Annotated in this window: 11 protein-coding genes; 7 read left to right on the forward strand and 4 right to left on the reverse strand. The window is 63.7% G+C overall.

Features of this window, described 5'->3' with window-relative positions; genetic code table 11:
* Positions 1-15: 15 nt before the first annotated feature.
* A complete protein-coding gene (locus BcanWU425_RS31010; protein WP_204513752.1) occupies positions 16-2,157 on the forward strand; it encodes an adenylate/guanylate cyclase domain-containing protein in 2,142 nt (713 codons plus the stop codon).
* A gap of 35 nt (positions 2,158-2,192) precedes the next feature.
* Here BcanWU425_RS31010 and pobA read toward each other — a convergent pair whose 3' ends face one another.
* On the reverse strand, positions 2,193-3,365 hold the full coding sequence (gene pobA, locus BcanWU425_RS31015; RefSeq protein WP_085359785.1) for a 4-hydroxybenzoate 3-monooxygenase: 1,173 nt from the start codon (positions 3,363-3,365) through the stop codon (positions 2,193-2,195).
* A 48-nt stretch (positions 3,366-3,413) separates the two neighbouring features.
* Between pobA and BcanWU425_RS31020 the strand changes: the two genes are divergently transcribed.
* Complete coding sequence (locus tag BcanWU425_RS31020) at positions 3,414-4,319, forward strand: helix-turn-helix domain-containing protein (protein ID WP_204513751.1); 906 nt, start codon at positions 3,414-3,416, stop codon at positions 4,317-4,319.
* Positions 4,320-4,679: 360 nt separating this feature from the next.
* Positions 4,680-5,291 carry a LabA-like NYN domain-containing protein gene (locus BcanWU425_RS31025; protein WP_018456136.1) on the forward strand — a complete coding sequence of 204 codons (612 nt, stop codon included), beginning with the start codon at positions 4,680-4,682 and terminating at the stop codon, positions 5,289-5,291.
* An 18-nt stretch (positions 5,292-5,309) separates the two neighbouring features.
* On the opposite strand, the gene pcaG is transcribed toward BcanWU425_RS31025, so the two are convergent.
* Positions 5,310-5,936 (reverse strand): protocatechuate 3,4-dioxygenase subunit alpha, encoded by a 627-nt coding sequence (gene pcaG / locus BcanWU425_RS31030; protein ID WP_026233093.1) that lies wholly within the window; start codon positions 5,934-5,936, stop codon positions 5,310-5,312.
* Between the two features lie 4 nt (positions 5,937-5,940).
* The gene (gene pcaH, locus BcanWU425_RS31035) at positions 5,941-6,729 is read right to left on the reverse strand and encodes a protocatechuate 3,4-dioxygenase subunit beta (protein WP_085350039.1); all 789 of its coding nucleotides are present in this window, start codon (positions 6,727-6,729) and stop codon (positions 5,941-5,943) included.
* A gap of 95 nt (positions 6,730-6,824) precedes the next feature.
* Here pcaH and BcanWU425_RS31040 point away from each other — a divergent pair, with 95 nt between their 5' ends.
* The 3 genes from BcanWU425_RS31040 (at position 6,825) to BcanWU425_RS31050 (ending at position 10,679) form a co-directional block, all read left to right on the forward strand.
* A complete protein-coding gene (locus tag BcanWU425_RS31040; RefSeq protein WP_204513750.1) occupies positions 6,825-7,769 on the forward strand; it encodes a LysR family transcriptional regulator in 945 nt (314 codons plus the stop codon).
* A gap of 51 nt (positions 7,770-7,820) precedes the next feature.
* Entirely contained in the window at positions 7,821-9,125 is a 1,305-nt protein-coding gene (gene pncB, locus BcanWU425_RS31045) for a nicotinate phosphoribosyltransferase (protein ID WP_018456140.1), read from the forward strand.
* Positions 9,126-9,371: 246 nt separating this feature from the next.
* The gene (locus BcanWU425_RS31050) at positions 9,372-10,679 is read left to right on the forward strand and encodes a GGDEF domain-containing protein (RefSeq protein ID WP_018456141.1); all 1,308 of its coding nucleotides are present in this window, start codon (positions 9,372-9,374) and stop codon (positions 10,677-10,679) included.
* Positions 10,680-10,693: 14 nt separating this feature from the next.
* Here BcanWU425_RS31050 and BcanWU425_RS31055 read toward each other — a convergent pair whose 3' ends face one another.
* Positions 10,694-11,314 carry a TetR/AcrR family transcriptional regulator gene (locus tag BcanWU425_RS31055; RefSeq protein ID WP_204514092.1) on the reverse strand — a complete coding sequence of 207 codons (621 nt, stop codon included), beginning with the start codon at positions 11,312-11,314 and terminating at the stop codon, positions 10,694-10,696.
* 537 nt (positions 11,315-11,851) lie between these two features.
* Here BcanWU425_RS31055 and BcanWU425_RS31060 point away from each other — a divergent pair.
* Positions 11,852-15,256, forward strand: a complete 3,405-nt coding sequence (locus BcanWU425_RS31060) for an acyl-[ACP]--phospholipid O-acyltransferase (protein WP_204513749.1) — start codon at positions 11,852-11,854, stop codon at positions 15,254-15,256.
* Positions 15,257-15,264: the final 8 nt, after the last annotated feature.

Consider the following 15,264-nt stretch of genomic DNA (forward strand, 5'->3'; position numbering starts at 1 on the left):
GCTAGCGACGGGGCGATGCGGCGGATCGGCAGACGGGACATCGTTGCAGCGATCCTGATTGCGCTTCTTGCAGGCGCCGTCGTCACGTCTCCGCCGTTCCAGACGCTGCAGGGCCTGTCGCTCGACATCCTCACGGCACTGCGCGGCAAGCTCGTCGGCGACCACCGCGATCCCGCGACATCACCGGTCGTCGTCGTGGCCATCGACGGCGAGACCTACGACACTCCGCCGTTTCAGGGGTCGCCGACGCTGACCTGGACGCGCGAGATCGGCCGGGTGCTCGGCAGCATTGCCGACGGCGGCGCCAAGGTGATCGGTTTCGATGTCATCTTTCCGAGCTCGATCGAGCGGTCGGAGATTCCCTTTGGCGATGCGCCGCTTGGCGCGCGATTGAAGGGATTCGACCGAGACTATCTCATCGCCTTGCGGAAACTCTCTAGTGACGGCAAGCTGGTGCTGGGCGAGGTCCTCAGCAGCGATCATCCGGACCGCGCACAGCAATTGGCTGTGGGGAATAACGTCCGCGGCCTCAACGTCTATACCGACACCGACCATGTAATCCGGCGAATGCCGCTGAGTTTTCCTGTCGGCGACATGCCAGCTCCCGCAATGGCCGTCGAACTCGCCACCCGCGCGCTCGGCGCAAAACCGCAGACCGCGCCTTCTGGCGTGACTGCTTTGTCCGGGTATACGATCCCGAGCGCGGTGCCGAACACGCTAACGCTCAATTTCCGAGGACTCGGCCGCGACGTGCCGACATATTCGTTCGCAGACCTGCACGCCTGCGTCGAGAAGAACGACCGCGACTTCTTCCGCCGCGCCTTCGGTGGCAAGATTGTGGTGCTCGGCACGATCCTCAATGTCGATGACCGCAAGATCACCTCGATGCGTCTTTCCGGCGGCTATGACGGAACGCCGGCCGCAAGATGCGCCCTGCCCGCACCGGCAACCACTGAACAAAAAGCCCGCAGCGACATCGCCGGTGTCTTCGTGCATGCCAACGCGGTGCGAAATCTGATCGAACGCGATGCGGTGACCGAGCTCGGCTTTCCACTGCGGAGCATTCTCACGATCGTGTTCGCAGCGATCGTGGCCTGCGCGGCCTGCGTGCTCGCACCGGGTGGCGCACTAATCGCCTGGTTCGTCCTCACCGCCGTTTACGCCGCTGCAGCCGTCGCCGCTTTCGTACACGCGTTGGCGCTACCATTGGCCGAGCCCGCGCTCGCGAGCCTTGCCGCGCTCGCGATGATGATTGGCTACCGTTTCATGCTGGCCGATCGCGACGAGCGTTTCCTGCGCAAGAGCTTTGCGTTCTATCTCGCCCCCGAAGTGATCGACACTATGGTTGCGTCCGGCAAGATGCCGGTGCTCGGCGGCGAAATGCGCAACGTCACCATGTTCTTCTCCGACCTGAGTGGCTTTTCCTCCATCGCCGAGACGATGACGCCGGGCGAACTGGTGACGCTGATGAACGAATATCTGTCGGCCATGACCGACATCATCGAGAGCCATGGCGGCTATGTCGACAAATATATCGGCGATTCCATTGTCGCCATGTTCGGCGCGCCCGCCGACGATCCCGCGCATGCGCGCCACGCCGTCCATGCCGCGCTGAAATGTCACGCAAAGCTGGCGGAGCTCAACGCCGGCAGCGCCGCTTTCGCCGGCCGCGGCCTGTCGCACCGCATCGGGCTCAACAGCGGCGAGGCTGTCGTCGGCAATATCGGCTCCCGCCGCCGCTTCAACTACACCGTGATGAGCGACACCGTGAACGTCGCCTCGCGGCTCGAAGGCGCCAACAAATATTATGGCACCGCAATCATGGCTTCAGAAACGACTGTCGCGCAGACAGGCAATACTTTCACCTGGCGCGAGCTCGACGCCATCAAAGTGATAGGACGCGGCGAGGCGATCAAGGTGTTCGAGCCCCTCGCGGAGAAGGGCACGGAGAGTGCCGGGCAGACGAAGGTTGCCGCCGCGTATGCGGAAGGGCTGGCGTGCTGGCGGGCAAGGGAGTTTGCGAAGGCGGCTGATGCGTTCGGGCGAATGGCGGAAATGGATCCGGCGTCAGCGCTTTTTGGCAAGCGCGCGACTGCGCTCGCTACAAATCCACCGGGGTCGGATTGGACGCCGGTGAACATCCTAGAAGGAAAGTAGCGCAGCGTCCCACCGCTTTTCGGGTCCACTCCCCGCTAGAACGGCAACCCCACGTAATTCTCCGCCAGCAGACGCTGCGCCGTCTCGGACGACAGCAGATATTCCAGCTCCGTCTGCTGAAGCCTCTCTTCATACTCGGAACGGTCGGGGAAGCGATGCAGCAGCATCGTCATCCACCACGAAAAGCGTTGCGCCTTCCAGATCCGCGCCAGCGCCTTGGCGGAATAGCCCTGGAGCCCGGAATCATCGCCCTTCTGATAATGCGCGAGCATGGCGTGGTAGAGATAATAGATGTCGGAGCCGGCGCTGTTCAGCCCGCGCGCGCCGGTCGGCGGCACGATGTGGGCGGCATCGCCGGCGAGAAACAGGCGGCCGTAGCTCATCGGCTCGGCGACGAAGCTGCGCAACGGCGCGATGCTCTTCTCGATGGACGACCCAGTGATCAGGCGATCGCCGACCTCGTGCGGCAAACGGCGCTTCAGCTCGGCCCAGAACGCATCGTCGCTCCAGTCCTCCACCTTGTCGGTGAGCGGCACCTGGACGTAGTAGCGGCTCAGCACTTGCGACCGCAAGGAACACAGCGCGAAGCCGCGCTCGTGCTTCACATAGATCAGCTCCGGCGACACCGGTTTCGTGCGCGACAGCACGCCGAGCCAACCGAACGGATAGATCTTCTCGTATTCCCGCAGCACGTCCTTCGGGATCGACTTCCTGCTGACGCCGTGAAAGCCGTCAGCGCCGACGATATAGTCGCAATCGACTCGGACGGTTTCGGCATTCGAACGATAGGTCACGTACGGCTGGTCCGAGGTCAGGTCATGCGGCGTCACGTCCTCGGCATTGTGCACGACGTTGCCGCCAAGGCGATCGCGCGCCTCGTAGAGGTCGCGCGTCAGCTCGGTCTGGCCGTAGACCAGCACCGAATTGCCGCCGGAATGCTTGTGGAGGTCGATCTGGGAGAGCACCCCGTCATGGGCGATCTCGAATCCCTTGTGGATCTCGCCCTCGCGGTCCATCCGCTCGCCGCACTGTGCCTCGCGCATCAGCCTGGCGAAGCCGTGCTCGAGCACGCCGGCGCGGATCCGGGCAAGCACGTGGTCGCGGCTGTACTTTTCCAGCACGACCGTGTCGATGCCCTTGAGGTGCAGGAGCTGGGACAACAGCAGCCCGGACGGCCCGCCGCCGATGATACAGACCTGGACTTTCATTTTTGCGTCCTCCTCGGCACTTTCTTGCAGATTCAGCGCCGCTGACGGATGGAGGCTTTCGTCTTTGTCTTGTACTATTCGAACATGAGAAACCCAGCCCCCGCCCCGGCAATCCGGGTCTACAATTTGTTCGGCGAATCCGGTGATCTGCCCGATGTCGTGCATTGCGAGACGATAGCGTCGCGCTCGGTGCTGCACGATTGGACGCTCGCCGTGCACCGCCATGCCCGGCTGCACCAGGTGCTGCTGATCGAGCGCGGCGGCGGCGAAGCGACGCTCGACGGGCGCGTGGTGCAGCTGAAGCCGATGCAAATCGTCAACGTGCCCGTCGGCCACGTCCACGGCTTCCGTTTCGTGCCTGATACCCAGGGCTGGGTGCTGACCATCGCCGCGGAAATATTGGACGAAGCGCTGCTCGCCTCCGAAGGGCTGCGAGGTGCCTTGTCGCGCTCGGCCGTGATACGCGGCACGCCGCAGATTCGGACCACCATGAAGCAGATCTTTGCCGAACACGCCGCGCGCGATTTCGGCCGAGCGCATGTGCTGCGTGCACTTTCGGCGGCCATGATCGGGCTGGTGGCCCGCGCGCTCACCGGCGAGAGCGGTGGCAACGGCACGGCTGAAAGCGGACTATTCCGCCGCTTCGAGGCGCTGCTGGAACAGCATCATCTGGAACGCTGGAGCGTTGCGGACTATGCGAGCGCGCTGTCGATCACGCCGACCCATCTCAACCGTGTGACCCGGGCAGCAACCGGCGACACCGCCTCGCACCTGATCCTCAACCGGCTGATCCGCGAGGCGCGGCGCAACCTCGTCTACACCAATTTACCGGTCTCGACGATCGCCTATTCGCTTGGCTTCGAGGACCCCGCCTATTTCAGCCGGGTCTACGCCGCCGCCACGGGCGTGTCACCGCGGGCCTTTCGTGCCCAGCTTCATGGCGATGAAGGCTGACACACCGGCCGATCGATCAGCCGCGCCTGTGGTCGAAGGCCACGCTGGGAACCGCAATGGCCCTTGTTGCCAGCGCTGCCACTTAACCTTCGTATATGGGGCCCTATCCTTTGGATAGGCGCCCTTTACCTCAGTACAATTGAGTAGGGAATGCGCGCGCCTTAGCCTGGCTGCATTCGGCGCCCTGGCGCCGGTGGCATTGTATCCTCCCTAACCTGGGCGCAAGACGGCCGCCCCTGTCCGGTCGTCTGCGCTTCTTTTTCGGCAAGCCATCGGTGCCTTCAATGTTTTTCCGGCCGACACACCGCCCCCGGCGGTTGGACCGGCCACCTTTCGCGTACAACTGGAGATTTGTGCATAATGTCTTCGATTGAGAAGATCGCACTCTTTATCGATGGCTCCAATCTCCATGCCACCTCCAAGGCGCTCGGCTTCGACATCGACTACAGGCGACTGCTCGGCGAATTCCAAAGCCGAGGTGCGCTGTTGCGGGCCTTCTACTACACGACCGTCGTCGAGGATCAGGAGTATTCGTCAATCCGTCCGTTGATCGATTGGCTCGACTATAACGGATACACCGTCGTCACGAAACTCACGAAGGAATTCGTCGACGCCATCACCGGCCGCCGCAAAGTGAAGGGCAGCATGGATGTCGACCTCGCCGTAAATGCGATGGAGCTCGCCGAGCACGTCGATCAGATCGTGTTGTTCTCGGGCGATGGGAATTTTCGTTCGCTGGTGGAAGCCCTGCAACGCCTCGGTGTCCGCGTGACGGTCGTCTCCACACTCTCCACTCAGCCGGCCATGGTCGCTGACGAGCTGCGCCGACAGGCGGACATATTCATCGATTTGGCAGAACTGAAACCAAAAGTGGGGCGCGATCCGGCCAATAGGCCGGGATCGCGCGAGATGCGTCAGTCACCGCAATTCCACGCGCGCGTAGCGATCGATCGCAGTGACCAGGTGGAGTGAACCTTCGGGCGGCGGCTCTCAGACGTCGAAGAACATCGTCTCCTCCGGCCCCTGCAAATTGATCGTGAAAGCATACACGATCTTGGCGCCACGCTCGCTGCGCTTTGCGATCAACGTCGAACGTCGCACCGGCTGCTCGATCAGGCTGAGCACGGGGTCGGCGGCGTTCGCAGTCTCTTCATCGGAGAAATACAGCCGGGTGTTGAGCCCGATATTGATGCCACGCGCGACGATCCAGATGTTGACGTAAGGCGCGCATTTGCGGCCCGCCTTGTCGGTGATGGCCCCGGGCTTGATGGTCTCGAACGTCACCAGCCCGCTCTCGAAGTCGGAGCCGGCGCGGCCCCAGCCACGAAATTCCTCGTCGAGCGCGCCGGTCGACCGATCGGCCGGATGGTTGTAGCGGCCGGCCGCGTTCGCCTGCCAGATCTCCAACAGCACGTCACGCAGCGGCGTGCCGCTGCCGTCGAACACCTTGCCCTCCAGCGTGATGCGTTCGCCTTGCGTGTTCGGCGTCACCAGCACGTTGGAAAAGTTCTTCTCGAAGATGTCGAAGCCGGCCATCGCCGGGATCAGGCCGATATGGACGTAGGGCCCGGCGGTCTGCGAGGCGGTTTCCTTGAGGTAGTTGAGCGGCTGCGGCATGGACCTAGTTCCCTGCGGTGCGATTTTCAAAGTAAGTGGAGCGCTGGCCGCGCAAGACGATGTCGAAGCGGTAGGCGAGCGAGTCGAACGGGGTCGATGCGTTGAGGTCGAGCGGCGCGATGAGGCGCTCCAGCGCATCCTTGTCCGGGATCGTCGTCAGGATTGGGCAGACCGGGATCAGGGGATCGCCCTCAAAGTACATCTGGGTGATCAGACGCTGTGCAAAGCCCGAGCCGAACACCGAGAAGTGGATGTGAGCGGGACGCCAGCTGTTGACGTAGTTGCGCCAGGGATAGGGTCCCGGCTTCACGGTGCGGAAATAATAGTAGCCGCTGTCGTCGGTCAGCGCGCGGCCGCAACCGCCGAAATTCGGATCGATCGGCGCCAGATACGTGTCCCTCTTGTGCCGGTAGCGGCCGCCGGCATTGGCTTGCCAGAACTCGACCAGCGTGTTCGGCACGCCGCGGCCGGTCTCATCCAGCACGCGGCCGTGGACGATGATGCGTTCGCCGACGGGATCGCCGTCCTTGGCGTAGTTGCGGATCAAATCATTGTCGAGCGGGCCGAGATCGTTGTGCCCGAACACCGGCCCCGTGATCTCCGAGACCGAGTTCTCAAGCGACAGCAACGCCTGGCGCGGCGAGCGCAGCACCGAGGATTTGTAGCCCGGCGCGTGCGCCGGCGGATGCATGGAACGGTCGCGCTGGAAGAAGCCGCCGTCACCGAGCGGCGGCGTGAACGGCTCGGGACGGTTGGGGCGGGCTTCCCGCAAGGCTGGCGCCTGGGCATGCATCGGCGTTGTCTCTCCCTCTGGCGCTCCCGTTGGGGCGCACGGCTTATCGGGAGATGATGGCGCCGGCTATTCTCAAGATAAATAGATCGATTATAATGCATTCCATGAATAAAATCGATAATTTGGCGCTCGATGGCCACGCGCTTGAGCTGTTCCTGGCCGTGTTAGAAGAAGGTTCGGTGACGGCGGCCGCAACGCGGCTCGGCCTGACGCAATCCGCGGTCAGCCACGCCCTGAACAAGCTGCGGCGGATCGTCGGCGATCCGCTGTTTGCCAAATCCGGCCGCGGCATTGTCGCTACGGCGCACGCCCAGGCGCTCGCGGCAAAGGCGCGAGCGCTGATCGACGAGATGCGCAGCTTTGCCGGCGGCGTCACGTTCGAGCCGGCGAGCGCGCAGCTTTCGCTGACCATCGCCGCCAATGACTTCCAGCGCGACCTGCTGCTGCCGCGGTTCTTCGATCATGTCGCAGCGCAAGTGACGAGCCTGAACCTGCGCGTGATCCCCTCGCAGTCGCCCTCGCCGGCGATGCTGCGCGAAAACCGCTGCGATCTGCTGATCACGCCGCTGCCGCCATCCGGCGTGGACATCGTGCAGAAGCGCCTGCTGCAAGACCATTACGTTTGTTACTACGACCCCAAAGCGCGCGCGACGCCGGCTACGCGCGGCGCCTATCTCGCGGCGCGTCACGTCACGGTGGTCTACACTGACAATGAGCGGCTCGACTTCGATCGCCGGCTTGCAGCCAACGGCTTCCACCGCGACATCGCGATCTCCGTGCCGAGCTTCTCCGGCGTGCCGTCCTTCCTGCGTGGCTCGCAAATGCTGGCGAGCATGCCGAGCCTGCTGGCGACCGGCGTGATGCATGGCTTCGCCCAGGTGCGGATTCCGCTGGCCTCGCGCACGCGAACCCTGGCTGAGTTGCCGATGTTCATGGTCTGGCACCAGCGCTATCAGAAGGACCCCGCGCATCGCTGGATCAGAAGCCAACTCGAGACCGTGGCGGCGACGGCCTCGCACCCCGCCCCCGCGAAAACCTGATCCCCGTCAAACCCACTGGTTGCGCCGCGGCCGCCACGCTAGAATTCCCCCATGACAGTGACCGACATTGCGAGCCGGACCTACAATCACAGCTGGCGGCTGGATCCCATCATCCGCAGCCTGCTTGATACCGACTTCTACAAGCTATTGATGTTGCAAATGATTCGGGAAGCTTACCCGAATCAGCAGGTGACATTCTCGGTCATCAACCGATCGCGCCATGTCCGGCTCGCCGAAATCATCGACGAGGGCGAGCTGCGCGCCCAGCTCGACCACGCCCGCACCATCCGCTTCACCAAGAAAGAGCTGATCTGGCTTGCCGGTAACACTTTCTACGGCAAGACCCACATGTTCTCGGCGGACTTCATCCGCTGGCTCGCCGAATTCCGGCTGCCCGAATACGAGCTGCGCAAGGTCGAAGGCCAGTACGAGCTGCACTTCCACGGGCCGTGGAGCCATACCACGATGTGGGAAATTCCTGCGCTCGCCATCCTCAACGAATTGCGCTCGCGGGCGGCGATGAAGGGCCGCGGCCGCTTCGAGCTCGACGTGCTCTATGCCCGCGCGAAGGCCAAGCTGTGGACCAAGGTGGAACGCCTGCGCAAGCTGGATGGCCTCCGGCTCTCCGATTTCGGCACCCGTCGCCGCCATGGCTTCCTCTGGCAGCGCTGGTGCGTGGAGGCCGTGAAGGAAGGCCTGGGCCCGTCCTTCATCGGCACCTCCAACGTGCTACTCGCGATGGACAATGATCTCGAAGCCATCGGCACCAACGCCCATGAACTGCCGATGGTCGCGGCTGCGCTGGCCAAGGACGACGAGGAATTGCGCTGGGCGCCCTATCGCATCCTCGACCAGTGGCGCCAGACCTATGGCGGCAACCTCCTGATTGCGCTGCCCGACGCTTTTGGCACCAAGGCTTTCCTGCGCGATGCGCCGGAATGGGTTGCCGACTGGACCGGCTTCCGCCCCGACAGCGCGCCGCCGATTCAAGCCGGCGAGGAGATCATGAAATGGTGGGAGCAGAAGGGCCGCAATCCCAGGGACAAGCTGCTGGTGTTCTCCGACGCGATGGACGTGGGCTCGATCGAGGAGACCTACCACCACTTCGTCGGCCGGGTGCGGCTCTCCTTCGGCTGGGGCACCAATCTCACCAATGATTTCGTCGGCTGCACGCCGGACGGCTCGTTCAACCTCGATCCGATCTCGCTGGTCTGCAAGGTGTCGTCGGTGGACGGACGTCCGGCCGTCAAGCTTTCCGACAATCCCGAGAAGGCGACCGGCCTGCCTTCGGAGATCGAGCGCTATTTGCGCGTCTTCGGCGACGCCGGCCGCGTGCGCAAGCCGGTGCTGGTCTAGCGCCAGAGCAATCTATCTCCATCAAGTAAACCATCTGGGGCAAATGCGCGACATCAGCTCGCCGATGCCGCGTCAGTTCCGGGTCGACGGCATTTGCGACGATCTGCAAGCATCCACTTCACAACGCCTTCACCCTGCGACGCAGTCTCCTGGCATTTTCAAGTCGAGTTAAGCACCTTTCGCGCGTAATCCGCGTTATGAGCGGATCGCTCCGCTGGGGTCGTTGAGCGACTTGGGGAACGCATAGTGTTTCGCAGAACAGCGCCGTCAACGAAGGGACGAAGCTTCCTTCACGTCATCAAGCTCGTTTCGCCTTTCGTCACCGTCGTTCTGCTGCAGGCGGCGATCGCCGGATTCAGCCTGGAGGTGATGTCCTCGGTCCGCGCCTATGTCGCGGGCGAAGCGTTGTGGTCGCGCTCGCAGAAGAACGCCGTCTATTTCCTCAATCTCTATCTGCATTCGGGCGACGCCAGCCAGTTTGCGCAATATCAGACCTCGCTGGCCGTTCCCATCGGCGACGAGTTCGCGCGCTGGGCGCTCGAGCGCGATCCGGTCGACGTCGAGGCCGCCCGCATCGGCTTCCTGCAAGGCGGCAACCATCCCGATGACGTGCCGGGACTGATCTGGCTGTTTCGCTACTTCAAACAGGTCAGCTTTCTCAAGGAAGCGATCAGCGAGTGGGCTGCCACCGACCCCATGCTGCTGGAGCTGAGCGTTTTCGGCGAGGTCATCCGGTCAGAGTTGAAGAGCGGACCGGTTCAGGACGGCAACCGCCTGCAATTATTGTCGTCGCGGCTTTCGGAGCTCAACACTCAGTTCACGGTGCACGCCAAGCGGTTCTCCACCGTTCTCGGCGAAGGCTCGCGCGCCATCAAGATGACGCTGACTGGCGTCAATATCGTCACAGCCATGACGCTGATCCTGCTCCTGATCTGGCACACGCGGCGATTGGTGCTGCAACGACAGGCGTTTGAGGATGCCCTGCATGCCGAGAAGGAGCGCCTAGTCTGGCAGGCGTCGCACGACTGGCTGACCGGCTTGTCCAACCGGCGCGCGTTCGAGGCCCGCCTGCAAAGCGAGTTGGACGACACCGCGGCGGGTTCCCTGGGCCTGGTCCTGCTCGATCTCGACCAATTCAAGGACGTCAACGACAGCTGCGGTCATCTCGCCGGCGACCGCCTGCTCTGCCAGATCTCGCGTCTCCTGCAACAGGAACGACGGCCGCATGACCTGGTGGCCCGGCTTGGCGGTGACGAATTCGGCCTAATCCTTCCACAAAGCACGCCGTACGACGCCGTGGATATCGCCGAACGGCTGCGCCGGTCGCTCGAGCTATCCGTCTTCGCGTGGGACGATCGTTGCTTTGCAGTGACCGCCAGCATCGGCGTTGCCTGCATCACCGACGGCAACACCATGCTCGAGGACGCGATGCGGCGCGCGGATGCCGCCTGCTATCGCGCCAAGGAGAACGGACGCAACCGTGTTCAGGTCGACAACGGGACGACGGACGTCGTCGTCGTCACCTCGCGGCACCGCAAGGCCGCCAGCGCGTAGCAGCGCTCCACACTTTATCGTACTGGCACAATCCCGAGCCCTGCGAGATGCGCATCCAGAAACTGATCGACCTGCTGGCGCAGCATCTGCGGCGGCACGGCTACCATGCGTTCTTCGAGGCCGAGCGAGATGATCCCGTGCACGGCGGAAAACAGGGTGCGTGACAGCAGCGCGATCTGCACGTCGTCTGCATTCGGAAGCAGCCGCACCAGGGGTGGATGCATCAGCGCGAAGGCGTCCATCACCATCTGAAGGATGTCATCGGGGTAAGGGCGGTCGTCCTCCATCCGATGTTCGAACAGCGAGCGCAGCAGATTGGCGTGCTCCGCAAAAAATTCGAGGTAGGTCGCGGCCAGCCCGTAGAGCTGGCGAACGGGATCCTCGGCGGGAACCTGGCCCAGCCGCACCGTCAGCTCCTTAACGGTCTCCCGATTCACGGTCAGGATCACCCCGTCGAAGTCGCCGAACTCGTTGTAGACGCTCCCAACCGAGCAGCCTGCGGCGTCCGCAACATCCCGGACTTTCAACGATTTCAGCCCCTTAGTCGCGATAATGCTGCGAGCGATCTCCACGATCTGCTGCCGCCGGCGAGATTTTTTTCGGTCTCGCAACGATTCGTATTGAACATTGTTCATTTTCAAGGTACTCATTTGAACAATGTTCAAATTAACCTGGAGATCTGCAAAATGCAAACCCTCGCTGTTGATATCGCCTTCACCTTCGTCGATGACGCCACAGCTCTCGTGACCGGATTTGGCCGCGCCTTCCTGCGGTTCGCGACGGGGCCGATCGATCGCATTGCAAATGCCTGCGACATTGCCGGCGTCCTGACCGAGCGCCGCGTGACCTTCCCGATGTGGCGGGCCAACCGCGACCGCGCCCGTCATGAGGGCCGCCGCATTAGCCTGCTCGGCCGCCTCTCGCCCTTTCGCCGCCTTGCCCACCTTACCTGAGGCGCGCACGCCTCCTTGCCGGGGCGTGATAGAGCCGCGACCAGCCATTTGCGAACCAAACGTCGCCACGCGGAGACCAACAGGATCGGAAGGTAAAGGCGCAGAGCAGGCCGGGGCGATCGTTCGTCAACCCGCAAATGCCCGTCGCATCTCCTCGGGTCCCGACGCCCATCCGACAATGAAACAACCTCAGACAGCGTTTCCAAAACAGGACTAGTCATGATCAGGGATTTGATGTCGTCACGCCGCTTCGCGCCGCTGTTCTGGGCGCAATTCTTCTCGGCGCTGAACGACAACGTGCTCAAGAACGCACTCGTCATCATCCTGCTTTACAGTGCCGCGACCGGCCACGGTGATGCGCTGGTGACGGTCGCGGGCGCGGTGTTCATCTTCCCCTATTTCATCCTGTCCGGGCTCGGCGGCCAGCTCGCCGACAAATACGTCAAATCCGTCGTCGCAAGGCGGCTCAAATTCGCCGAGATCTTTGCCGCGGGCTTTGCCGCGGCCGGCTTCTTCCTGCACTCGGTGCCGCTGCTGTTCGCAGCGCTCGCACTGTTCGGCGTCATCGCCGCGCTGTTCGGACCCGTGAAATACGCGATGCTGCCGGACCAGCTCGAGCTCGGCGAGCTCGCGACCGGCAACGCGCTGGTCGAAGGCGCGACCTTCATGGCCATCCTGCTCGGCACCGTTGCCGGTGGCCAGTTCGTGGCCGGCTCCGCGCATATGGGCTGGGTCGCATCGGTCGTGGTCGTGCTGGCCCTGCTGTCCTGGGCCTTCGCCTCCCGCATACCAGCGACGACGCCGTCCGCACCCGATCTGCCGGTCAATCGAAATCCCTGGACCTCGACGCTCGGCCTGTTGAAGACGTTGCACGCCGATCACCGGCTGTGGGACGGCACCGTGATCGTGTCCTGGTTCTGGCTGGTGGGCGCCATCGTGCTCTCGCTGCTGCCGGCGCTGGTCAAGGAGGTCATCGGCGGCACCGAGGGCGTGGTGACGTTGTGTCTCGCGATCTTCGCAATCGGCATCGCCATCGGCTCGCTGTTCGCCGCGAATCTGAGCCACGTTCGCCCAAACCTCGCGCTGGTGCCGATCGGCGCCATCATGATGGGGTTTGCCGGCCTCGACCTCGCCTGGGCGATCGGCGTGACCACCAAGGGGCAGGACATCACAGCGGGCGACTTCGCAACCTCGTTCGCGGGATTGCGCATGCTGGTCGATTTCGTTGCCTTCGCATTCGGCGGCGGGCTGTTCGTCGTGCCGTCCTTCGCCGCCGTCCAGGCCTGGTCCGCCCCCTCCGAGCGCGCCCGCATCATCGCCGCCGGAAACGTGCTGCAGGCCGCCTTCATGGTGGCCGGCTCGCTGTTCGTCGCGCTGCTGCAGGCCGGCGGATTGCACATCGGCTGGATCTTCTTTGGCCTCGGCGTCATCAGCTTCGGCGCAGTCTGGTTCGTGCTGACCAAGTGGGGCAAGGAAGGCGTGCGCGACTTTGGCGGGCTGCTGTTCCGCGCGCTGTTCCGCACCGAGGTCCGCGGGCTGGAGAACCTGCCGCCTGCTGGCACGCGCATGCTGATCGCGCCCAATCATGTCAGCCTGATCGACGGCCCGCTCCTGCACGCCGTGCTCCCGATCGACGCGAGCTTCGCGGTTGATACCGGCATCGCCAAGGCCTGGTGGGCCAAGCCGTTCCTGCGGGTGGTCAAGCACTACACCATGGACCCCACCAAGCCGCTGGCGGCGCGCGACCTCATCAAGCTCGTCGCCGCCGGAGAGCCGGTGGTGATTTTCCCGGAAGGACGCATCACTGTTTCCGGCTCGCTGATGAAGGTCTATGACGGCACCGCGATGATCGCGGACAAGGCCGACGCAGTCGTCGTCCCGGTCCGCATCGAAGGCGCCCAGCGCTCGCATCTCAGCTATCTCAACGGCAGCCAGATCAAGCGCTCGTGGTTTCCGCGGGTGACCGTCACCATCCTGCCGCCAGTCAAGCTTCCGGTCGATCCGTCGCTCAAGGGCAAGGCGCGCCGCAACGCCGCGGGCGCAGCACTTCAGGACGTGATGATCGACGCCATGGTGAAGAACGCCATGCTCGATCACACCCTGTTCGAGGCGCTCGGACACGCCTATCGCGACCGCGACACCGGCAAGGTCATCGTCGAGGACGCGCTCGGCACCAAGCTGACCTATCGCAAGCTGATCCTTGGCGCGCAGGTCTTGAGCCGGAAGCTGGAGAACGGCACCGTCATCGGTGAAAATGTCGGCGTGCTGCTGCCGAATTCCGCAGGCGTCGCCGTGGTCTTCATGGCGCTGCAAAACATCGGCCGGGTGCCGGCGATGCTCAACTTCTCGGCCGGCCCGGTTAACGTGCTCGCCGCCATGAAGGCCGCACAGGTCAAGACCGTGCTGACGTCGAAGGCCTTCATCGAGAAGGGCAAGCTCGACAAGCTGATGGCGGCGGTCTCCGCGGAAGTCCGCGTCGTCTATCTCGAGGATGTCCGGGCCTCGATCGGCACCGCCGACAAGATCAAGGGTCTGCTCGCCGGTACTACGCCGCGCGTCGTCCGCCAGGCGAGCGATCCGGCCGTCGTGCTGTTCACGTCGGGCTCGGAAGGCACGCCCAAGGGCGTTGTGCTATCCCACCGCAATATCCTTGCGAACGCCGCACAGGCGCTGGCGCGGGTCGATGCCAACGCCAATGATAAGGTGTTCAACGTGCTGCCGGTGTTCCACTCCTTCGGGCTGACCGGTGGAATGATGATGCCGCTGCTCGCGGGCATTCCGATCTACATGTACCCCTCGCCGCTGCACTACCGGATCGTGCCCGAGCTGATCTACCAGACCGGAGCCACGATCCTGTTCGGCACCGACACATTCCTCACGGGCTATGCACGCTCGGCCCATGCCTACGACTTCCGCACCTTGCGCCTGGTGATCGCCGGCGCGGAGGCGGTCAAGGATCGCACCCGGCAGGTCTTCATGGAGCGTTACGGCATCCGCATCCTCGAAGGCTATGGCGTCACCGAGACGGCACCGGTGCTGGCGATGAACACGCCGATGGCCAATCGTCCAGGCACGGTCGGCCGCCTGTCGCCGCTGATGGAAAGCCGCCTCGACCCGGTCCCCGGCATCGAGGAAGGCGGACGCCTGTCGGTGCGCGGACCCAACGTAATGCTCGGATACTTGCGGGCCGAAAATCCCGGCGTGCTCGAACCGCTCGCCGACGGCTGGCACGACACCGGCGACATCGTGGCGATCGACCCGGCCGGCTTCATCACCATCAAGGGTCGCGCCAAGCGCTTTGCCAAGATCGCCGGCGAAATGGTCTCGCTGTCGGCGGTCGAGAACATCGCGACAACGCTGTGGCCGCAGGCCGCATCGGTCGCGGTTTCGATCCCGGATCCGCGCAAGGGCGAGCGTATCGTGCTGCTGACGACGGAAAAGGGTGCCGAGCGCAGTGCCATGCAGGGCCAAGCCAAGGCGATCGGCGCATCCGAGCTGACCGTTCCCGCGGCGATCATGGTGGCGGACAAGGTGCCGCTGCTCGGCACCGGCAAGACCGACTACGTCACCGCAACGACGATGGCTCGCGAGCAGGCGTCTGGACCAGAGCGCGAGGTGGCATAAGAGAGATG

The organism is Bradyrhizobium sp. WU425 (assembly GCF_021052305.1).
Lineage (GTDB): Bacteria > Pseudomonadota > Alphaproteobacteria > Rhizobiales > Xanthobacteraceae > Bradyrhizobium > Bradyrhizobium canariense_D.

Bases quoted from the DNA above. Each gene is read 5' to 3' on its own strand.
- pobA (WP_085359785.1), bottom strand. From the start codon at position 3,365: ATGAAAGTCCAGGTCTGTATCATCGGCGGCGGGCCGTCCGGGCTGCTG.
- BcanWU425_RS31055 (WP_204514092.1), bottom strand. From the start codon at position 11,314: ATGAACAATGTTCAATACGAATCGTTGCGAGACCGAAAAAAATCTCGC.
- pcaG (WP_026233093.1), bottom strand. From the start codon at position 5,936: ATGCCGCAGCCGCTCAACTACCTCAAGGAAACCGCCTCGCAGACCGCC.
- pcaH (WP_085350039.1), bottom strand. From the start codon at position 6,729: ATGCATGCCCAGGCGCCAGCCTTGCGGGAAGCCCGCCCCAACCGTCCC.
- BcanWU425_RS31020 (WP_204513751.1), top strand. From the start codon at position 3,414: ATGGAGGCTTTCGTCTTTGTCTTGTACTATTCGAACATGAGAAACCCA.
- BcanWU425_RS31040 (WP_204513750.1), top strand. From the start codon at position 6,825: ATGCATTCCATGAATAAAATCGATAATTTGGCGCTCGATGGCCACGCG.
- pncB (WP_018456140.1), top strand. From the start codon at position 7,821: ATGACAGTGACCGACATTGCGAGCCGGACCTACAATCACAGCTGGCGG.
- BcanWU425_RS31025 (WP_018456136.1), top strand. From the start codon at position 4,680: ATGTCTTCGATTGAGAAGATCGCACTCTTTATCGATGGCTCCAATCTC.
- BcanWU425_RS31010 (WP_204513752.1), top strand. From the start codon at position 16: ATGCGGCGGATCGGCAGACGGGACATCGTTGCAGCGATCCTGATTGCG.
- BcanWU425_RS31060 (WP_204513749.1), top strand. From the start codon at position 11,852: ATGATCAGGGATTTGATGTCGTCACGCCGCTTCGCGCCGCTGTTCTGG.